This window comes from Pseudonocardia kujensis, assembly GCF_021283305.1.
Classification (GTDB): domain Bacteria; phylum Actinomycetota; class Actinomycetes; order Mycobacteriales; family Pseudonocardiaceae; genus Pseudonocardia; species Pseudonocardia kujensis.
On record NZ_JAJSOK010000074.1, the window covers coordinates 1 to 19,422 of the forward strand.

General features: G+C 73.4%; 19 protein-coding genes. 2 read left to right on the forward strand and 17 right to left on the reverse strand.

Annotated features, from left to right (window positions below):
* The 6 genes from LWC35_RS32745 to gvpJ all read right to left on the reverse strand — a co-directional run.
* On the reverse strand, window positions 1-397 hold a 397-nt coding region (locus tag LWC35_RS32745), incomplete at its 3' end, for an acyl-CoA thioesterase domain-containing protein (protein WP_232874362.1).
* A gap of 58 nt (window positions 398-455) precedes the next feature.
* The gene (locus LWC35_RS32750; protein WP_232874363.1) at window positions 456-1,307 is read right to left on the reverse strand and encodes a sugar phosphate isomerase/epimerase family protein; all 852 of its coding nucleotides are present in this window, start codon (window positions 1,305-1,307) and stop codon (window positions 456-458) included.
* Window positions 1,304-2,761 carry a Yip1 family protein gene (locus tag LWC35_RS32755; protein WP_232874364.1) on the reverse strand — a complete coding sequence of 486 codons (1,458 nt, stop codon included), beginning with the start codon at window positions 2,759-2,761 and terminating at the stop codon, window positions 1,304-1,306. Before LWC35_RS32755 ends, LWC35_RS32750 begins: the two co-directional genes overlap by 4 nt.
* Window positions 2,762-2,778: 17 nt before the next feature.
* Entirely contained in the window at window positions 2,779-3,768 is a 990-nt protein-coding gene (locus LWC35_RS32760) for a Ppx/GppA family phosphatase (protein ID WP_232874365.1), read from the reverse strand.
* Between the two features lie 78 nt (window positions 3,769-3,846).
* Complete coding sequence (locus LWC35_RS32765; RefSeq protein WP_232874391.1) at window positions 3,847-4,344, reverse strand: gas vesicle protein GvpO; 498 nt, start codon at window positions 4,342-4,344, stop codon at window positions 3,847-3,849.
* Between the two features lie 5 nt (window positions 4,345-4,349).
* A complete protein-coding gene (gene gvpJ / locus LWC35_RS32770; RefSeq protein ID WP_372463143.1) occupies window positions 4,350-4,655 on the reverse strand; it encodes a gas vesicle protein GvpJ in 306 nt (101 codons plus the stop codon).
* A gap of 265 nt (window positions 4,656-4,920) precedes the next feature.
* Here gvpJ and LWC35_RS32775 point away from each other — a divergent pair, with 265 nt between their 5' ends.
* Window positions 4,921-5,286 carry an AI-2E family transporter gene (locus tag LWC35_RS32775; protein ID WP_232874366.1) on the forward strand — a complete coding sequence of 122 codons (366 nt, stop codon included), beginning with the start codon at window positions 4,921-4,923 and terminating at the stop codon, window positions 5,284-5,286.
* Between the two features lie 211 nt (window positions 5,287-5,497).
* On the opposite strand, the gene LWC35_RS32780 is transcribed toward LWC35_RS32775, so the two are convergent.
* The 6 genes from LWC35_RS32780 to LWC35_RS32805 form a co-directional block, all read right to left on the reverse strand.
* Complete coding sequence (locus LWC35_RS32780; RefSeq protein ID WP_232874367.1) at window positions 5,498-6,400, reverse strand: universal stress protein; 903 nt, start codon at window positions 6,398-6,400, stop codon at window positions 5,498-5,500.
* 288 nt (window positions 6,401-6,688) lie between these two features.
* Window positions 6,689-8,356, reverse strand: a complete 1,668-nt coding sequence (locus tag LWC35_RS40630) for a Lon protease family protein (protein WP_232874368.1) — start codon at window positions 8,354-8,356, stop codon at window positions 6,689-6,691.
* 132 nt (window positions 8,357-8,488) lie between these two features.
* Entirely contained in the window at window positions 8,489-9,613 is a 1,125-nt protein-coding gene (locus LWC35_RS32790; RefSeq protein ID WP_232874369.1) for a baeRF11 domain-containing protein, read from the reverse strand.
* Window positions 9,614-9,849: 236 nt separating this feature from the next.
* On the reverse strand, window positions 9,850-10,779 hold the full coding sequence (locus LWC35_RS32795; protein WP_232874370.1) for a universal stress protein: 930 nt from the start codon (window positions 10,777-10,779) through the stop codon (window positions 9,850-9,852).
* A gap of 379 nt (window positions 10,780-11,158) precedes the next feature.
* A complete protein-coding gene (locus LWC35_RS32800) occupies window positions 11,159-11,815 on the reverse strand; it encodes a hypothetical protein (protein ID WP_232874371.1) in 657 nt (218 codons plus the stop codon).
* Between the two features lie 780 nt (window positions 11,816-12,595).
* Entirely contained in the window at window positions 12,596-13,855 is a 1,260-nt protein-coding gene (locus tag LWC35_RS32805) for a phosphatidylserine decarboxylase family protein (RefSeq protein WP_232874372.1), read from the reverse strand.
* A gap of 400 nt (window positions 13,856-14,255) precedes the next feature.
* Between LWC35_RS32805 and LWC35_RS32810 the strand changes: the two genes are divergently transcribed.
* Window positions 14,256-15,275 carry a helix-turn-helix transcriptional regulator gene (locus tag LWC35_RS32810; RefSeq protein ID WP_232874373.1) on the forward strand — a complete coding sequence of 340 codons (1,020 nt, stop codon included), beginning with the start codon at window positions 14,256-14,258 and terminating at the stop codon, window positions 15,273-15,275.
* A gap of 117 nt (window positions 15,276-15,392) precedes the next feature.
* Here LWC35_RS32810 and LWC35_RS32815 read toward each other — a convergent pair whose 3' ends face one another.
* The 5 genes from LWC35_RS32815 to LWC35_RS32830 all read right to left on the reverse strand — a co-directional run bounded on the left by LWC35_RS32815 (window position 15,393) and on the right by LWC35_RS32830 (window position 18,850).
* Window positions 15,393-16,127: an STAS domain-containing protein gene (locus LWC35_RS32815; protein WP_232874374.1), complete on the reverse strand. Its 735-nt coding sequence runs from the start codon at window positions 16,125-16,127 to the stop codon at window positions 15,393-15,395.
* Between the two features lie 413 nt (window positions 16,128-16,540).
* Window positions 16,541-16,663, reverse strand: a complete 123-nt coding sequence (locus LWC35_RS39830) for a hypothetical protein (protein ID WP_269805210.1) — start codon at window positions 16,661-16,663, stop codon at window positions 16,541-16,543.
* A 128-nt stretch (window positions 16,664-16,791) separates the two neighbouring features.
* Window positions 16,792-17,340: a helix-turn-helix transcriptional regulator gene (locus tag LWC35_RS32820; RefSeq protein WP_232874375.1), complete on the reverse strand. Its 549-nt coding sequence runs from the start codon at window positions 17,338-17,340 to the stop codon at window positions 16,792-16,794.
* A gap of 83 nt (window positions 17,341-17,423) precedes the next feature.
* Window positions 17,424-17,678 (reverse strand): hypothetical protein, encoded by a 255-nt coding sequence (locus LWC35_RS32825; protein ID WP_232874376.1) that lies wholly within the window; start codon window positions 17,676-17,678, stop codon window positions 17,424-17,426.
* 188 nt (window positions 17,679-17,866) lie between these two features.
* A complete protein-coding gene (locus tag LWC35_RS32830) occupies window positions 17,867-18,850 on the reverse strand; it encodes an AraC family transcriptional regulator (protein ID WP_232874377.1) in 984 nt (327 codons plus the stop codon).
* Window positions 18,851-19,422: the final 572 nt, after the last annotated feature.

The window sequence follows — 19,422 nt, forward strand, 5'->3', positions numbered from 1 at the left end:
ACTCCGCCAGCCAGCTCGGCTCGGCGTCGGGCAGTGCCCCCGCCGTGACCGTGGCGGACAACAGCAGCCGACCGTTCTGGGTCATCCGCGCCGCGGCGACCGACGCCTGCCGGCCCAGCTTCAGCACGTCGGTCTCCAGCTCCACGGTGCCCAGCTCGGGGGCGCGCAGGAACTCCGTGCCGACGACCACGGGATCGAGCTCGGTGTCGCCGCCGTGCTCCGCGGTGAGCCGGGCCAGCGCGGCCTTGGTCAGCAGGACCATCAGCAGGCCGCCGTGGGCCTTGCCACCGATCGAGAAGAGCGTGCCGAGCTCCGCGGTGAAGCGGCCCCCGCCCTCGTCGGTCAGCACGGTGGACGCCGCGAAGGGCCGATCGACGGTCACATCGGTGGGAGCCATGAGACGGTCGTATCACGCCGCGCGGGCTCCGGCGGTGTGAGGCGTGCCGCTCGTGCGACTACCGCTGCGGCGCCGGCTCGGGCAGGGGCGCCTGCTCGGGGATGGTCAGCACCGGAGGGACCGGCGCGCCCAGGTGCAGGCGCGCGTAGACGAGGGCCTCGGCCAGCAGCGCCGTGCGCTGCTCGCGGTTCCGGCAGCGCCGGGTGCTCACTTCGAGGACCACCACGCCCTCGCGCGCGAACCGGCCCGTCGCCAACCGCTCGCACACCTCCGCGCAGGGCTGGGTACCGCGCCCGGGGACCAGGTGCTCGTCGCGCGGGGCGCCGGACCCGTCCGTGAGGTGCAGGTGGACCAGCCCGTCGCCCATCCGGTCGAGCATCGCCAGCGCGTCGGACCCGGCCGCGGCCGTGTGCGAGAGATCGAGCGTGTAATGGCGGTGACCGACGTCCGTCGGGTCGAAGCCGGGCGCGTAGGGCACGGTGCGGATCCGCCCCCGCGACACCGGGAACATGTTCTCGACGGCGAGCCGCACGCCCGCCCGCTCCCCCGCCCGGGCCACCTCGTCGGCGAACACCGCGGCGTAGCGGCGCTGCCAGCGGAAGGGCGGGTGCAGCACGACGGTGCGCGCCCCCAACCGCTCCGCCGCCGCCACGGACCGGCGGATCCGGGTGACCGGGTCCGAGCCCCACACCCGCTGCGTGACGGCCAGGCAGGGCGCGTGCACGGCCATCACCGGCACCCCGTGGCGCTCCGCGAGCCGCTCGACGGCCCGCACGTCCTGCGACACCGGGTCGGTCCAGACCATCAGCTCGACGCCGTCGTACCCCAGCTCGGCGGCCAGCTCGAACGCCGCCGCGGCGGGCTCCGGGTAGACCGAGGCGGTGGACAGGGCGACCGGCGGGGAGGTCACCGTTCCAGGAGTACCAGGATCGCGGGCGAGACGGTCAACAGCAGGCCCACGCCCACGGCGAAGGCGGTGGTGCGCAGGTCGTCGTTGCGCAGCAGCGCGCGGACGCCGAGCACCAGGCCGACCGTGATGATCACCGCGGCGGCCAGCGCGACCACCGGCAGGTTGAACCACAGGTAGCGGAAGCCGACCCACACGGCGGCGCCGACCAGGGCGCCCGCGATCCACTGGCCGATGACGACGGCCCAGCCCTGCGGCGTGCCCTCGTCCTCCTCGTCGTCCTCGTCCTCCTCGACGTCGACGGGCGCGCGCCGGCCGAGGCCCGCCGGGGCCTGGTAGGTGTCGTCGTCCTCGTCGTCCTCGTCGTCGAGCGCGGGCGCGCCCAGCTGGGTCGGCGGTCCGGCGTCGTCCTCGTCGTCGTCGAGGGCCGGGGCCCCGAACTGGGTGGGCGGGCCCGCGTCGTCCTCGTCGACGGGGCGGCCGCCGAGCTGCGTCGGCGGACCGGCGTACACCGACCCGAACGGGGCGGTCAGCGGCTCGTCCTGCGGCGCGCGGACGCGGCCGAGCTGCTCGGTGCCGGGCCCGCCCGGCCGGGCGGGCCGGCCGTTCGGGGCCCAGGGGGACCGCTCCGGCGTGCGCACGGCCTCCGTGGGCGGGCTGCTCGGCGCGGCGGCCCGGGCGCCCGGGGCCGACGGCTCCGGGCGGTGGGGGAAGCGGTCGAACGGCCCGGCGGGCGACGGCTCGTTCTGCCCCGGGGCGCCCGGGCGGTCCTGGAGGGCGCTCGCACCGTTCTGCGCCGTGCCGTTCGGGCCGTTCGGACCGGTGCCGTTCGGACCGGCGCCGTGCTGGGCGGCGCCGCTCCGGCCCATGCCGTTGCGCCAGGCGCGCGGCTGCGCGGGCCCGTTCTGGCCGGTGCCGTTCTGGCCGGTGCCGGTCGGGCCGAAGCCGGTCGGTCCGGGGCGCTGCGGCCCCGCCTGCGGCCCCGGTCCGAACCCGTTCTGCGCGCCACCGTTGCGGACGAAGCCGTTCGGCGGGGCGTCGTCGGTCGGCCGGTCGAAGCCGCGAGGTCCGAAACCACCCGGTGCGGAACCCGGACCCGGGGCACCCGGGCCGACGCCGGCGCCGCGCTCCTCGCCGGACTCGTCCTCGGTCTCGCGCTCGAGGCGCGGGCCGCCGTGCCGCCCGCGCTCCCAGGGGCCGGTCGACGGCGGGGCACCGCCGCCGCGCCACGACTCGGAAGCCGCCTCGGGGGTCGGTTCGGGGCGCCACGCGGGCGTGCCGCCGTGCCGGCCGGGAACGCCCGGGCCCTCCGCGGCGGGAGGACCGCCGACCGGCTCGGCGCCCGGGTCGTCGGCCTCCCGGCGCCGTCGACGCCGCCCGGCCGCCGCCGTCCCGCCGTTCTCGGCGAGCAGCTCGGCGACCGTGCGCTGTCTCGGCTGGTCGGTCTCTGAACTCATCCGCTACACCGTGCCCCTTACGACGTCAAGCGTCCAAGTGATGCGGGCGCGTCCTGCGCCGAGCGGTCGTCCCTGGTCGACCCGTCGAGGGTGTCGAGCCGTCGGAGGATCACTCCCTCACGCAACGCCCAGGGGCAGATGTCGAGTTCCGTGACCTTGAGGGCCCGCATCGCGCCCTCCGCGACGACCGCGCCCGCGACGAGCTGGTGCGCCCGGCTCGGGCTCACGCCCTCCAGCTCGGCGAGGTCGCCGGACGACATGCGGCTGATGAACGACCCGAGCTGGCGCAGGCCCGCGTGGGTCAGCACCCGCCGGGCCCGCATGCCCGCGCCGGACGGCGCCGCGCCCGTCAGCCGGGCCAGCGAGCGGAAGGTCTTCGAGGTGCCGACGACGAGGTCGGGCTCTCCCAGCCTGCGCAGCTCGCGCGCGACCGGGGCGAGGTCGGCGTCGACCTTCTCCCGGAGCGCCTCGATCTCCCGGCGCGACGGCGGGTCGCCGGTGAACCACTCGCGGGTCAGCCGGCCCGCCCCGAGCGGCAACGACGCGGCCGCGGCCGGGTGCTCGTCCCGGCCGGCCGCGAGCTCGAGCGAACCCCCGCCGATGTCCAGGCACAGCAGCCGCCCGGCCGACCAGCCGTACCAGCGGCGCACGGCGAGGAAGGTGTAGCGCGCCTCGTCCTCCCCGGGCAGCACCTCGAGCGCGACGCCGGTGTCGGCGCGCACCTTCGCGAGGACCGCGGCCGAGTTCGTGGCGTCGCGCAGCGCGGACGTGGCGAAGGCCAGCAGGTCGTCGCAGCCCAGTTCGGTGGCGGAGTCGCGCGCGGTGTGCACGGCGGCGATCAGGGAGTCGACGCCGAACCTGCTCAGCGAACCGTCGGGCTCCAGGTGCTCCGCCAGCCGCAGTTCGGCCTTCTGCGAGGTCGCGGGAGTCGGGTGGCCGCCCCGCCGGGCGTCCACCACGAGCAGGTGGACGGTGTTGGAGCCGACGTCGAGCACACCCAGTCGCACGCGATCAGGTTACCGGCCCGTGCCCGCCCCGTACCCGCAGCGTGACCAGGCCCGCCGATCGGGAGGGCGTCGCGGCGGTCACCGCCACGGCCGGTCCACCTGACCGCGCGTGTAGCGGCGGACCCGCCGGTAGGACAACAGGTCGCCGTCCGGCCGGACGAGCACCTCGTAGATCGCCAGGATGTCCGCCGAGTCCGGGATGCGGTGCGTCTCGACGACCTCGACCCCGACGCACCAGTCGCCGTCCCGCGGCTCGACCGAGACCACGGTCTCCGGGTGCCGGCCGGTCAGCACGCCGACGTGCTCGGCCGCCCGGCGCGCCACCCTGACGATCGACCCGCCCGGCCGGCCGCCCCCGGACCCGTCGGTGCGCTCCTCCCGGTCCGCGCCGTCCGGTTCACCGGTCTTCTCCTGGCTCGCGGTCTCCGCGGCCTGCTCCCCGGCGCCGTCGTCGGCCGGTTCCTCGTCCGCGGCCGTCCGGGTCCCCGCCGGCGCGGCCTTCTCCTCGGTACCCGCGGACCTCGCCCGGGCGCCCCGCCGACGGCGCGGCGTCGGCGGGCTCTCCTCGTCGGCCATAGCGCTCACCCCTCGTCCTCGGCGTCGTGTCCGGCTGAGTGTCCGGCGCCGGCGGCGGCGGGCAGACGCTCCGCCCGCGTCGTGCCGTACAGGTACAGCCTGTCGGTCGCCTCCGCGTACTGCAGGAACGTGTCGACGCTCGCCACGACGATCCGGATGTCGAGCGTGAGAATCTCGAGCCCGAGCAGGGAGACCCGCACGAACACGTCGATCACCATGCCCCGGTCCAGGATGAGATCGACGACGTCGGCGAGGTTCGAGTCGCCCCGGTGCCGGACGACCGGCGGGCCGGCCGGGCGCGTGGTCGTCACCGACACGGCCCACCTCCGCCCCGGTCCGCGAGGACCCCGGACCGCGCCCGGTTCCTGGTCACGCCTGCCGCCGACCGCATCACGGCTCTCCCTTCGCCGCCGGAGGTGCGGGAGCCTCCCCGGGCACCCGGGCGCGCCTACCCGGTTCGCGCCCGATACCCCGGCGGAGCCGGAGGCCCGCAGGAATTGCGACGATCGGCGTCCGTCCGGCTCCGGCGACGGTCGGCACGCGGTGCGCAGGACGACGGTGTGGCGGACCCGGGGAGTGTCCGTCCTGCCGGGATCACGCTGCCCGCCGGGAGCGGGTGACGAGCCGCTCCACCTCTCCGTCAGCGGGCCCCGGGCCCTGCTGCTCGTCGTACTGGCGGTTTTCCTGGTGGTGAACTTCATCCTCACCTCGCTGGTGCAGCCCTACTACGTCGGTGACGCAGTTGATCTGTCGGTCACGGTCGTGCTCGTGTCGCTGGTGTTCTGGGCGTGGCTCACGGGGCCGGCCGGGGCGGTACTGGCGGTGCCGCTGACACTGTTCGCCAAGTGCCTGCTGGTCGATCTCGACCCGGACGCCCGCTGGGCTGCGGCCTGGCTCGGGTCGGGTCGGGCGACCCGGCATGCTCCGGCCGAGGACCCGTGAGCTCGAGCGGGTCGTCGCGGCCGGCCGGGCCGCTCGCCGTGGCGGCGGCGTCGGCTTCCGGCGTTGCAGGCCCGAAATCGGGCGGGACATCGTCGGCAGGCGTCGGCTGTGGACGAGCCGCCTCGCTACTTGTGCCCAGCGAAGGGCGTGATCATCGACGCCGTACAGGCGCTGATCGCGCTCGTTCCTCGGGGGGGATACTTCTCCTGAATTACTGCTCCGGCCGGTCGCCGGCCTCGGGTCGCACGATGGCGACCGGGGCGGCGGCGTGGGGCAGCACGGCCTGGCTCACCGATCCCAGTAGCGCGCCGCGCAGCGTGCCGCGCCCGCGTGACCCGACGACGACCAGCCCGGCGTTGTGCGACCGCGCCACCAGGGCGGCGGCCGGGGGGTCGCGTAGCACGACCCGCTCGACGGTCACCTCGGGGTATCGGCCGGTCCAAGCTGCGAGGCACTCGTCGAGCACGTGGCGCTCGTCGGACTCGACCGCGTTCCAGTCGATGATGCCTGCGAGGTAGGGGTCGTTGACCGGGTCGCCCCAGGCGCGTATGGCGACCAGGGGCGCCCGCTTGCGGGCGGCCTCGGCGAAGGCGAACCCGAGCGCGGCCGTGCCGTGCGGGCTGTCGTCGACCCCGACGACGATGGGGGCGGCCGAGTCGTGCGGGGCGGTTTCGCCGCGGACGACGACCACCGGCGCGACCGCTTGCGCGGCCACGGCGATGGAGACCGACCCGAGCAGCAGCCCGGTGAAGCCACCACGGCCGCGGGAACCGACGACGACCAACTGGGCCGTGGCGGACTCGTCGCGCAGCACCGCCGAGGCCTGCCCGCCGAGGACCTCGGTCGTGACCGCGAGCTCCGGCGCGGTCAGCCGGGCCACCTCGGCTGCGGCCTGCAGCTCCTGCTCGGCGCCCCGGGTGAGGGCCTGCCGCTCGTGCTCGGCGGCGAGCGCCGGCAGGCGCGGATGATAGGTCGTCCTCCAGGCCACGGCCGCGACGAGCCGCAAGGGTGCGCCTCGCTGCTCGGCCTCGGCGGCCGCCCAGCGGACAGCCGACAGCGCTGTATCCGATCCGTCGACACCGACGACGACTGCGGTGCGGGCGGTGACGCTCATGGTTCCTCCTCGTCCTTCTGGCCCTCCACGGTCCGTCGGACCGGCGGTACCTCGCTCCATCCGAGGGTCGCCGGGAACGAGGCCGTCGGTCGTCGACCCTTGGGGACCTTTGTCCCGGCCGTGGCTGCACCGCGCCGGCGATACGCCGGCGTCTCCTGCTGGTTGGGCTCGCCGCGCCTGTCGATACGCGTGGCCGCGACATGCTCGGTCCTTGTACCGCCGCGGGGTTCATCTGCTGGATCGGCAAGAACCGAAGCCGGGCGCTAGAGCGTCCTGGAGCCGTTCGCCTCACTCACGATGTCCTCGGCTGACAACTCGCCCGGGACGTACTTCGGCAGCCTCGCGGCCGGGAAGACCGACAACAGCGAGATGCCCGCCACGAGCAGGAACGACGCCTGCAACGCGCGTAGCCGGGCGTCCTCGTTGATCGCCACCGCTCTCGCCACCTGCTCCGGTGTCGCCGAGGTCGCACCGAGCACGCTGCTCAGCTCGCGATTGGTCACGAAGTCGACCTGGTCGAAGAGGACCTTCGTCTCGAGTTCCGGCGGCAGGTCGGACCGGGCGAAGGCCGACGCCAGGAACGTACCCAGCAGCCCGTTCGCCGGCCGGCCGCCCGGTCAACAACTCGATCCCCTCGTCGATGTGGCTGACCGCCCAGACGTGGAACCGGCCGGCGCGGACCGCCTCGACCACCTCCTCCCGCAGCATCAGGTGCTTGACGTTCGACGTCGGCACGAGCACGCCTTGCCCGCCGGTCAGTCCCCGTTCGCAGCAGACATCGAAGAATCCTTCGATCTTGCGTGTCACGCCCCCGACCGCCTGCACCTCGCCGTGCTGGTTCACCGCGCCCGTCACGGCGAGCCCCTGGTGCAGCGGCAGGTCGGAGAGGGCCGACAGCAAGGCGTAGAGCTCGGTCGTCGACGCCGAGTCGCCGTCGATGCCGCCGTAGGACTGCTCGAAGGTGATCGTCGCCCCCAACGAGAGCGGCCAGTGCTGCGCGTACTGCGCTTGCAGGTAGCCGGTCAGGATCAGGAATCCTTTCGAGTGGATCGGACCCGATTTCTCGATCTCCCGCTCGATGCTCTGCACCGTCCCCAGCCCGACCGAGACCCGTGCGGTCACCCGTGTCGGCCGCCCGAAGCTGTGGTCCCCGACGCCGAGCACCGCCAGCCCGTTGACCTGCCCCACCTGCGCGCCCTCGGTGTCGATCATGATGGTTCCGTCGAGGATGACCTCTCGACTCCGCTCCTCGACCAGGTTGCGCCGCTGCTCCTGCTTGGAGATCGCCACATCCACATCTTCTGCCAGCACAACATCGTGCCCCGCCGCGCCCGCCCAATGGCCCGACTCGACCGCGAGCCTGGCGATATCGAGGAAGCGCGCGGTCAGCTTCCGCTGGTGATCACGCAGCCGCGCTCCGTGCTCCACGATCCGGGCGACGGCCGAGCGGTCGAAGTGGCGCAAATCGCGGTCCTGGACGATCCGACTCAGGAACGCGGAGTAGCTCGCGAGATTCGCCTCGCTCCAGTCCATGTCCGGGGCGAACTCCGCCTTCACCCCGAACAACTCCGGGAAGTCCACATCGGCTTGATGCAGAACGTCGTACAGTGCGGCCGGCCCGATGAGGATCACCTTCAGGTCGAGCGGAATCGGCTCCGGCCGCGGCCACGCTGTCGGCGCCACCTGCTCGCCCGGGTTCTCGATCCGCACCTCGCCGGACATCAGGGCGCGCTCCAACCCCTCCCACGCGACGGGGCTGCGCATGACGTCGAGCGCATGCAGAACGAGGAAGCCACCGTTGGCGCGATGCAGTGCGCCCGGCTTGATCTGCCGGAAGTCGGTCACCATCGTCCCCAGCATGGCCCGGTGGTCCTGCCGGCCGGCCAGGTTGAAGTAGGTGGGGTTCCGCTCGACGACGACCGGGGCGCCGACCACGTCGCCGTTGTCGATCAACACGTTGACCTCGTACCGCGCCAGGCGCTCCTGCCGCTGAAGTCCGAGCGCCGCGACCGGGCCGTCCGCTTCCTCCGCTTGCCGGGCTCCGGTCGCCGATCGCGCTCCTCCCCACGACTCGATGCAGCCCGACACTCAGGCCGGCGGGGCGTACCGGAGCACCCCGGCGACGTCCCCGCCCCCGGGCACGTCCTCGTGCCGGACGGCCAGCAGCCGGGCACCGGAGAGCCAGGCGCGACGGGCGATCTCGCCCACGACACCGCCCGAGTAGCCGGTGTCCGCGGCTGCAAAGGCCACCTCGCCGAGCTCGTCGACCTCCCCGGGGACGCGCGCGTCGATGTCGACGAAGAGCGTGTCGACGGCTCCGCGCGTGGCGAAGCGGGCCAGCTCGGCGACGTCGGTCGACGTGCGGCCCTGCTGGGAGCGGTCGGCGAAGGTCCGCTTCTCCTGCTCCAGTCGGTCGGCGTACCAGCCGTCGAGGATCGTGCGGGCCTCGGCGACCAATTCCCCGTCACCGCGGCCCTCCGGGTTGCCGGGCACGCTGTGCGGCACCAGGTCCGGATACCGGCAGTGGGCGCGGAAGATGCTGTCGAGCGGCTCGGTCGCGGCGAGGACCAGCGGCACGCCATGCCCGGGCAACACCGTGCGCAGCGCGGCGTCGACCAGCCGGGAGAACTGCGCCATCCGCAGCTTCTGCCCCTCCGCGCCCTGCACCCGGCGGATCGGTGCGCGGTCCTTGATCGACGACTTGCCGACCGCGCTGGCCACGTCGGTGGGCATGTCCGGCACCCGCACCTCGCGCGGGGCGGCGTCCGGCACGGTCTCCAGTAGCCGGACCGAGCCCTGGGCCAGCGCCAGCACGAACGCGGTCTGCGGGAAGGTCACCGCGCGCAACAGCGGCTTGACGAAGAACCGGGTCCCGCCGACGGCGACCGGGGTGAGCCGGTTCGGCAACCGGAAGCTGCGCAGCGAGGTCGCAGTGGCGAACACGGCCAGGCTGCGGGCCTGGTGGCGCCAGAAGTCCTCGGCGTCCTCGTCCTCCAGCACGGCGAGCTGCTCCTCCAGCGCCGTGTGCTCCTCCTTGTCCACCTCCCCCAGCTGGGCCAGCGCCTCCCGGACCCCGTTCTTGTAGGCGATCCGCTCCGCCTCACCCGCCGACTCGGGCGCGGTCTCCAGGTAGATCGAGACGGCGGCCGGCGCGTCGACCTGCCAGAGCGCGTCGATCTCGGAGCGGGTCGGGATGTCGGTGTAGAGCGTCATGGGTGCCCTCCTCGACGAGGCAGCCGTCCACCCGCCACCCTTCCCCGCCCACAGCCGACCAGGAAGCGCCCGTTCAGACGAGTAGGCCGAGCCCAGCCAGCAGCCGATCGACGGTCCGTGGGGACATCACATCGCTGCTGGCCGGACCACCCGGCCAGAGTGAGAGCCGGGACGCCTGACACGTGGGCCGGTGGTCACCTGCAGCCGAGGCCGAACTGGACCGGTGAACGGTCAGGTCAGCCCGCCGGTCCCTCATCCCTCTCTCGTGGGCTACTGCTCCGTTGGCCGCCGGCCTCGGGTCCCACGACGGCGACCGGGGCAGCAGCGTGGTGCAGTACGGCCTGGCTCACCGATCCCAGCAGCGCGCCGCGCACCGTGCCGCGCCCGCGTGACCCGACGACCACCAGCCCGGCGCCGCGTGACCGCGCGACCAGGGCGGCCGCCGGGGTGTCGTGGAGCAGGATCCGCTCAACAGACACCTCGGGGTACTCGGCGGGCCAAGTCGCCAGGCACTCGTCGAGCAACTGGCGCTCGCCGGTCTCGACCGCGTTCCAGTCGACGAAGCTGACCCGGTAGAGATCGTGGACCGGATCGCCCCAGGCGCGCACCGCGACCAGGGGGGCGCGCCTGCGCGCAGCCTCGTCGAAGGCGAACCGGAGTGCGGCCTTGCCGTCCGGACCGTCCTCGACCCCGACCACGATCGGGGCGGCCGCGTCGGGCGAGGCGCCCTCGCCGCGGACGACGACCACCGGCGCCACTGCCTGCGCGGCCACCGCTACGGCCACCGAACCGAGCAGCAGCCCGGGGAAGCCACCGCGACCGCGGGAGCCGACGACGACCAACAGGGCTGTGCCCGACTCCTCCCGGAGCACTGCCGGGGCTCCGCCGCCGCGGACCTCGGTCGTCACCACCAGCTCTGGCGTGACCTGCCGGGCCACCTCGGCTGCGGCCTGCAGGTCCTGCTCGGCGCCGCGGGTGAGGACCTGCCGCTCGTACTCGGCGGCGAGCGCCAGCACGCGCGGACGGTACGTCCGCCATACCACCGCCGCAACGATCCGCAGGGGCGCACCTCGCCGTTCGGCCTCGGCCGCCGCCCACCGCACTGCAGCGAGGGCCGTGTCCGAGCCGTCGACACCGACGACCACGGCGCGAGTGGTGAGGTCCATGGTTCCTCCTCGTCCTTGTGCTCCTCCACGGTCTGTCGCGCCTGGCGCCACCTCATCGCAGCCGGGCCGCCCGGGATGCGGTCCTCGGTCCTCGAACTGCGGGCCCCTTGTCCGTGTCCCCGGGCCTCCGTGCCGCACATCGTCAGCGCTCCGGTCCGCCCGACAGCGCCGACAGCGCACCGTGAGCCGTGGGTGCTCGATGGCCGAGTCCAGCCGTGCCGACCACCTGCGTGACCACAAGATCGCCGCGAGATCCCGGTTACCTGGCGGCGCCCGCGCAATCCCCTGGCGGTGCCGGGCCAGGCCACGCCGAGCGCCCGACCGAACAGTCCGGCTGCCGGCGGGTGCCGCGCTGAGCAGCTCCGGGCGCAGGATGGTGCTACCGGCCCGGCTTGCGGGTACCTCCGAGGCCGAAGGCGACGTCGCGGATCGCGACAATGCTCTCGTCCACCTCGTGGATCGCTTCCACGAGCCGTTCGTGGGCCTTGCCCCTCGTCAGACAGAGCGCGCTGTTGATACGCAGCTCTGCCGCGAAGAGCCTCGCCACCACGACGTCGTTGAGGGCATGGGCGATCCGCAGGTCCTCGTCGGCGATCGCGTCGGACACCGGATCGGCCGACGCCGTTGCTCTCCCGGTGGCGGCGGGCAGCAGAGCGAGCACGGCGCCTGCCCCGCATCGAGGGCATTCCGCCGCCGCCGCCGCGCCGACCGCCAGCTCCAGCAAGACCTCGTACGGCATCGGTTCTGAACAGCTGGGGCACAGGTGAGTCCTGGTCCTGGCTGTTTCCGTGTCCTCCGCTGTACAGCCCGTCGAGGATGCTGTCTCGGCAAGAGCCCGCCACCTTTTGGCAGCGACCCGGTGATCGGCCTGGGTCGGAGGCGGCCGGTTGGTCGCCAGCCGGTCGTTCTGCCGGGCTGCTTCGCGATAGGCGTCGGCGAGCTGCAGCGCGAGCTGACCCAGCTTCCCTCTCAGCTCGAGCGCGCGCGCCTGAGCCTCGCGAACTCGCTGCACGACGTCGTCCGACTCGGTCGTCAATCGCCCTCCACTCAGCCCGAGCGGCCACCGCCCACCCGGGTGTACCTGGTCGCCGCGACCAGGGTCAACGCGGCCATCCGTACCAGTGTCTCGGGCCACGCCTCCCGCAACCTCCGCGGGAGAAGTGAGCTGGGGAGATCCGATCGACTCAGCTGAGTCTCTGACCAGCGGCCGCATGTGTCCGGGCATGGGCACTGCGGCCGCGGGCCTCGATGTGACTCGGGTCGACCCGGCAGCTGTGTGCTCGCCCACCGAAACCTCCTCAGCGCCGGCGAAGCGTCCGCAGCACGCCCGTCTGCTCGCAGCACGTCCGGGCCCGGGCGCGCTCCCCGATCCGGCGGGTGGGTAGCCGGCCAGCAGCGGCATCGGGGACCCGTGCCCGGTCGACTCTCAGCGCAATGCGCGGGTCTGCCGCGGCCCGACTGGTCAGTGTCTCGGGTGCCCGGGCCGAGAACGCGTCCTGCAGGAGTCGAGCCGCGGTGGCTGTGCGAGGTCGAGCGAGTCCCGGCCCGGGCGATAACCCTTCGACAGAGGCCGGCCTGCGCCCGCCCCTGTCGATCAGAACGATCAAGGGGCGGCGTCGGATACGCACGGCTGAGGATCACATGACCGGTAGGAGGGGCATCCTTGCCCCTGCGCCGTGCAGAACGCGGCCGCGTGATCGCTGGGGAGCGGATCGCGGAGGTCCCGGCCGGGGCCCGCGATCGGGGCAGGGCCCCGGCCCTCACCGTTCGGCCCACTGCGCAGGTCACTGGCGAGGCTGAAGGGAGGTCGATCTCGTCAGGCCGGGTGGGCGGTGGCGAGCTCCGTGCAGACCTGCACCGCCGCTGCGTCGGGGTTGTGCGGTTGCGGCAGGGCGGCCAGGACGAAGTAGGCGATCACTCCTGGTCGGAAGATCAGGCAGTAGGTCGAGCCGCCGAACTGGAAGTAGCCGAGCTCGTCGCCCTTCGTCACGTGCGCGCCGGGCTGCACGTGTGGGCCGAGCAGGCACGACGACACGTCCGACATGCCGATCGGGACGAACGCGACCAGTCCGATGACCGGGTCGTCGGCCTCGATCAGGATGACCGCACGGGTGGCCACGTGGGCGAGGTAGCCCTGGGAGTAGGTCGGCTCGACCGCGTCAGCGCCTTGCGAGTCGGCCTCGGAGTAGTAGGTGCCGGGCTGGACGAAGGCCCGCACGATCGCGCCGGACACCGGGCTGTGCCAGCGGTGGTAGTCGGTGGCACTCAGGAACGCCTGGTACACGGTGCCGCCGACGAACTGCTCGACCGAGTCGTCGTCGGCCAGCATGTCCTGCAACGAGTACGGCTCGTTCTTGGCCCAGAACTGGTCGCGGCGCTGCACGTCGGTGGCGATGTTGTACGGGGTCGCCTCACAGGCGCTGACGATCACCTTGTCGTCGTCCGGCGCGGCAACGGGACGCTGCCCGTCGCGGAAGCGCCGGGTGAAGAAGTCGTTCCACGAGGCGAAGCCCCAGTGCTCGTCGCCCGGATCGTGCCGGAACTGCTCGATCCCGATCGCCCGCCGGGCGGCGGTGCACTTCCAGCCGGTGTCCGAGTCGTTGAGCACGTAGCGCGATTCGGGGCTGCACAGGAACTGCGACCACGCGTCGAGGATGTCCCTGAGCGCGGCGTTGATCCGCGGGTCGCGGAAGGCGGCGAACCCCGACGGCGTGCCCATCGCCCAGTCCAGGATCGCGCCCAGAGGCGTGGTGACGTTGGCGTCGCCGAACTCCGGCGCCATCGTGAGCACCGCGTCGACCAGACGCAGCAGCTGGTCGACGCTGTGCAGGTGTCGCTTGCGGTACTGCTTGCCCGGGGGCACCTCGGCGATCATCCGCTCGAGATACATGCGCACGACCGCGTCGCGTTCGATCAGCTCCCGGAACCGGAGGAGCGCCGGGTGCAGCGGCGCCCGTGTGCCCTTGGCCTCCACCCGCTCGCGGTGGTCGGTCAGCCAGGCCTCCAGGTCCTCCTGATCGGCCGGCAGCCAACCGGCCCGCCGCCGCACGTCGACACCCTGATGAGCAGACGTCATTCCTCCGACGCTAACGGCACAGTCATGATCACGCTCAGTTGAGCCCGGACGGGGCTTGAGTTGTGTCCCAGGGCGTGGTGTAGGTCGTCGGCCCAGCCCCATGGCGTGAGTGACCGCGTTCTAGGGGCCAGGGGGATCTGGAGCTGGCAGCAGGTGTCCACCGTGCGCTGCCGGCCGCCTGCGACGGGGGCGCGGTGCTCCTGGGACCGGCTCCAGACGACCACCGCACTGGCCCGGCCCCGCCGGGCCGTCTCGACGGCGTCGGGTTTGGGTCACTGCGCCGGTGGTAGTCATGCCGGCTTCCACCAGATGATCGACTACCCGAGCGGTGTCCTCCCCCCATCGAGCAGCCGTTTCGGTGATGGCCGGGCCAGGCCCCCTGAGTTCCTTTGGAGGGCACATGTGCTCGCACCGGGCCGGTGAGCTGCTGCTGGCCGAGACCGCCGCCTCGTCCGCCACCACCTCCGAGCGCGCGCAGGCCATGCTCGAGGTCCTCCGCCGGCTCGTCCCGTTCGACGGTGCGTGGCTGGCGCTCGCCGACCCGGTGGGCCACGGCTACCACTCCCTGGCCAGCGTCGACCTCGATCGTCCGACCGTGGAGTTCCTCTCCGGCCCGCTGAATGCGCGCGACATCGAAACGACCGGCATCAACCGGGCACGTCCGCCGTTGAGCCCCTCGGACCTGCCCTACCCGGCCCAGGAACTGCGGACCTGGGCCGAGTGCCTGATCCCGTCCGGGATCCACGAAGCGCTGGCCCTCGGCCTTTTCGCACCATCGGGACGGCACGTCGGCTTCCTCGCGCTGCTCTCCGGCGACCGGCGCCCACCGTCCCCGCACCTGCGCCGCAGGCTCGGACGGCTCGGGCCGGTGCTCGCGCACGGCATCGACCCGATGCGTTCACTACTCACCGCCGCACGCCTGGTACGTGGGGCCACCGCCGGCGTGGTGCTCTGCACGGACGAAGGCTGCCAGGCGCTGCCGGGCCTTCCCGCGGACGAGCTGCTGACCCCGTCCTCCCCCGTCCTGGCCGCCGCCCGCGAACGGATCGGCGACGGGCACGTCTACTCCTCGTTCCTCTGGCCGATGGGTGGCCCCCACGCCCCCGGCGGACACGTGCGCGTGACCGCCCTGGCCGCACCCGAGGACACCCCCCCGAGGCTGACCGGTCTGGCCCTGCTGTCACCGGCGACCGAGCTCCGCGGGCTCACCCCACGGGAACTGGAAGTGCTCGGCCTCCTGGTCGAGGGGTGCTCCAACCAGGAGATCGCCCGCACGCTGGTGGTGGCGCCACGGACCGTGGCCGCCCATCTGGAACACGTCCTCGGCAAGCTCGGGGCACCGACGAGGACACTCGCCGCGGTCCGCGCAGAACGAGACGGCCTCTACGTTCCGGCCCCTCTCGCCGGCGGGCATGCATGAGTCGGCGCCGCAGCACGGGCCCACCGGGCCCACAGCCCAGTTCACCGATGGCCCGACCGGTCGCCCGCGTCGAGCTCCAGCAGCTGCTCCGGGCCGCTCTGTTACGCAAGCTCGCCCTCACCCCATGCGGCTGAGCCCGGCGGGCACCGCCTCGTGCAGGACGAAATCGCCAAGCAGCTCCAGCTCCCGACGCAGGCTCTTGGCCTGGGGCGAGACCGCCACCAGCATGCTGGCGGCGTTCTGCCTGATCTTCGCCTGCGCGCGCGACAGGCACCGCACCCCGCACACGGCCAGGAACCCGACCTCGGTCAGGTCCACCACCACCCGCTCGACGCCCGGGGCGGCGGCCTCCTGGGCCACCACCATCTCCAGCTCGGCGCAGTTGCGCAGATCCACCTCGCCGGCCAACACCACCACGACCAGCCCGTCGCGCTCGCGCCGCGTCGAAAGCTGCAGACCGCCGGCCAAGGAGGTCTCGCTGTTCGGCACCCAACCTCCCGCCTGAACGCTCCCTGTCACGGCGCGGGGCCGCCGCGCCTGGTCCTTCCGCGCCCCGCCCGCGGAAGCAGAACGTGCTGCCTGCTCGTTGATCCAGACCCACTCGTCCTGGGCCCACCAGCCCGCCCACCTCCCTAGTCCGAACAGGCGGGTCCGGGGGGCGACTGGTCGATCGACATGGGCAACGGCTACAGCGGCGGGCTGCAGTTCGACGGTCGCAGCCGTCGGCCGCGTAGCGGCGCAGCCGGTGTGCAGGGTCTGTCGGGAGACGCCGAACGCTGCGGCCACGAGCGCCTTCGGCTCGGCCCGCCCCACGGCCAACACGGCGCGATAGCGCTGCTCGACCACGGTCATGTCCACAGGGCCGATCCCGACCTCCCCACCGCCAGTCAGGAGGGCGGGGCTCGCGGCGGACGGCGAGTGGCTAGAGCGACAACCGGGGCCGGGGGAGCGCGGAAACCGGCGGACATCAGCGGACTACGCGCGGGTGGTCGTGGCCTCCAAGCACAGGCACGGGGCGCGGCTGATGGACGTACCCCTGTCGTGGCCAGGTCCAGTCGTTCGGGTCATGGTGCGAGGCCCGGTTCGGCCGCGGGCGTGGAGTTCCGATCCGAGGCGGGACGTAGAAGCCGTCCCGCTCCGCACGGAGCGCGGCGAGGGTCGGGGTCGGGGACGACAGCTTGCCGAGGATGTGCCGGAGTGCGCGGCGCCGGTGCGTGGGGCGAGGAGCAGAGCGCGGGTGATCTCGTCTGCCGTGCGGCCCTCGATCAACCGCGGGCGACGGCCAGTGCCGGCGAGCCGGCGCGCAGCAGCGGATGGCCTCCCAGCCCCGGCAGCTCCTCGCTCCCGCCGTCCGCGCGGAGCACCAGCCCCGCGATGGCTCCTCTCACGAACCCGGAGGTGACCGACAGGGGGCCCGTCAGGTCGGCCCCGAGCCGGCGGGCGCCGCTTCTCGCGCTCTTCGCGGACGGCGACTCAGAGCCCGCCGAGCGGCGAGCCCCTCCGTGCTCGGGGCCGTTCACCCGGCCGCGCTGGGCGCGCGCGGCGGGAGGAACAGCCCCTCGCGCAGCGCGCGGACGGCGAGCCCGGTCCGCGACGGGGTGCCCAGCAGCCGCATGCTCCGCCGGGCGGATTCGGCGACGTCCTCGGTGGTGCTGTCCAGGGCGGCGGCGATGCGCTCGTCGTCCTCCCAGCCCGCCGCGATCAGGCCGAGGACCTGCAGGTCGTGGCGGGACAGGCCGTGCAGATCCGGCTCCGGGGAGAGCAGGACGGCGGCGCGCAGATGGTCGGCGGTCGCGTCGCTGACGTCGAGAGCGGTGACCCGCAGCAGTGCGCCGGCCTCGGCATCCCGGGCGGGGTACAGGAAGGTCGCGTACCGGTCGCCGACGGCCAGCCGATCGATCACCTCGGCGAGCGCCGGGGAGCCGGCGCCGAGCACCGGGTCGATGGGGAGCTCGGGCAGAGGCAGGGTGTTGCCTGCCTGGGTGAGCACCGTCCCGGCGAAGACACCGGGCACGATCCCGGCGACCAGACGGATGGCGGGCAGCCGGTCGACCGCCCGGGCCATCGTCTCCGGGTCGTACTTCCTCGGGGGCAGGCACCTCGTCAGTCTCCTTGCCAGCTCAGCGCCTCCGCCAGATCCAGGCCGGTTCACGTCTGCCGTCGGTAGCGCGCGACGACCCGACGCTCATGCGCGGCATACCGCCGCGCCTCAGCCGCGTGTGCCAACAGCTCGCCCGAGCGGTGCGGCGATACCGCCGCCCGGGCCTCGAACGCGGCAGCGACCGCGGTCTCCACCTCCGCCACGGCGGCAGCCAGCCGTGCCAGCTCGGCGCGGGCGTGGCGCACCCAAGCCGCGATCGGTGGGCCCGGGTCCATCAGCTCGTTGCAGTCCGACGTGTCCATCAATCTTCCCCTGAGACGAGCCCGGTCTTCCGCACCGATGGCTGTCGAGCGACCCCACGTCCATGAATGGCAGGTGCCGGCCAGCCGCTACTGCGCTGTGGGCTCCATGCAAGAGGAACGGGCGGGGGAGGTCGACGCGCACACCGCAGAGCTTGGTGCGATTCGCGCGGGGGTGTGGCCGTGCCGCCCTACGCGTGGCGCAGGGTCGCCGACGGGTTCTCGCCGAACTTCTTGCGGTAGGCGGCAGCGAACCGGCTCAGGTACAGGAAGCCCCACCGGCCGGCGACGTGGGCGACCGTGGTGGTCTGCGGGTCGGCCCCCAGGAGCTCTGCGTGCGCGCAGTCCAGCCGCACCGACCGCAGATACACGCTCGGCGGGACCCCGTAGGACCGCGCGAACCCCTCCTGCAGGCTGCGCGCGCTCACGGCCACATGGCGGGCCAAACTCGCGGTCGTCCACGGGTGCTCGGGACGGGCGCGGATGAGGTCGACCGCCTCGCGCACCGCGCGCGGGGCGGCGGGGCGGCGCGGACCGGTGAGGGCGTCGGTGTAGTTGTGCGGTTGGGCGAGCAGCAGCCCGGCGGCGAGGGCCTGCGCCAGGTGGGCCGCAGCCAGGGGGTGGTCGAGCAGGCCGTGCGCATAGCGCGCTTGCCGCTCGACCAGCCACAGCGTGTCCAGCCAGGAGCGGCCCGTGTCGGTGTCGAGGTCCATCGCCTCGGCGAAGGCGAGCGGCTCGGCCAGCGGCCGGTCCAGCATGGCCTCCAGTTCCCTCTGCAGCAGCGCACGCGGGAACATCAGGCAGAACTGCCCGCAGCCGCCGCTCCAGTCGATGCCGGCGGACTCCCCGGGCATGAACACCGCCGCACGGCGCGGCGCGCCCTCGACGCGCTCCAGCCGGCCGGTACGGAAGCGGGCCGAGCCGGAGACCGGCAGGTCCACGTGGTAGTTCTCGGCCTCGGCCGTGGTGAGCTCCACGGCGCGACCGAAGCGGGCGTAGGCGACCGTCACGTCCGCGACCCGCAGCGCGTTCAGCCGCATGCCCACCCCGCCGGGGCCCGGCGGTTCGAGCATCCGCATCCGCAACGGCAGGAACGTCGCAGCCATTGCTTCCTGCGCCTCGTCGCAGTCCGACGTCCGTGCCACCGGGAACCGGCCCAACGGCTCCGCTGCCATGCTCGCCTCCTGCCCTCCCGCAGCTGTGATGATGCAGCATCCGTCCAGCGGTTCGCAGGCGAACCGGTGCGGGAACACGCAGGCCGGCGGGGGACGGCGGCCTCCGGCTCATCCGCGCACGCAGACCGGGCACTTCCTGAAGGACCTACATGCAGGAATCCGCGATGACGTCGTACGGATCCTGGCCGTCCTGCCCCACCCTGAGCCCTGGATGCCGCCCATCGCGCTGATCGAGCGTGTACTCCTTCTGGCCGCCGGCACCGACTACGCACGAACCCGCGTACGGCAACACTCCGGGTGTGCCGACCCGCTCACCGGCTTGGTCCCCGCCCCGACGGCGCGGCCGCTGCCGGGCTCGGGCTGTGGCTGGTCCACCAGCTCCCGACCATCGACATCGCCCTCACCACCGGCGCCGAAGGCTTCACCGTACGGCTGTGCGCCGGCCAGCCGCCCGGCGCGGAGAGGGCCCATCACCGAACACGTTCGAGAACACGTTCCTCGGAAGCCGGCGCATGGCAAGCGTGCTCCCCTCGGACGTCCAGGCATGGGTCACTCAACTCGCGGCACGACGT

Bases quoted from the DNA above. Each gene is read 5' to 3' on its own strand.
- LWC35_RS32755 (WP_232874364.1), bottom strand. From the start codon at position 2,761: ATGAGTTCAGAGACCGACCAGCCGAGACAGCGCACGGTCGCCGAGCTG.
- LWC35_RS32765 (WP_232874391.1), bottom strand. From the start codon at position 4,344: ATGGCCGACGAGGAGAGCCCGCCGACGCCGCGCCGTCGGCGGGGCGCC.
- LWC35_RS32780 (WP_232874367.1), bottom strand. From the start codon at position 6,400: ATGAGCGTCACCGCCCGCACCGCAGTCGTCGTCGGTGTCGACGGATCG.
- LWC35_RS32790 (WP_232874369.1), bottom strand. From the start codon at position 9,613: ATGACGCTCTACACCGACATCCCGACCCGCTCCGAGATCGACGCGCTC.
- LWC35_RS32795 (WP_232874370.1), bottom strand. From the start codon at position 10,779: ATGGACCTCACCACTCGCGCCGTGGTCGTCGGTGTCGACGGCTCGGAC.
- LWC35_RS32805 (WP_232874372.1), bottom strand. From the start codon at position 13,855: ATGACGTCTGCTCATCAGGGTGTCGACGTGCGGCGGCGGGCCGGTTGG.
- LWC35_RS32810 (WP_232874373.1), top strand. From the start codon at position 14,256: ATGTGCTCGCACCGGGCCGGTGAGCTGCTGCTGGCCGAGACCGCCGCC.
- LWC35_RS32815 (WP_232874374.1), bottom strand. From the start codon at position 16,127: ATGACCGTGGTCGAGCAGCGCTATCGCGCCGTGTTGGCCGTGGGGCGG.
- LWC35_RS32820 (WP_232874375.1), bottom strand. From the start codon at position 17,340: ATGGCCCGGGCGGTCGACCGGCTGCCCGCCATCCGTCTGGTCGCCGGG.
- LWC35_RS32825 (WP_232874376.1), bottom strand. From the start codon at position 17,678: ATGGACACGTCGGACTGCAACGAGCTGATGGACCCGGGCCCACCGATC.
- LWC35_RS32830 (WP_232874377.1), bottom strand. From the start codon at position 18,850: ATGGCAGCGGAGCCGTTGGGCCGGTTCCCGGTGGCACGGACGTCGGAC.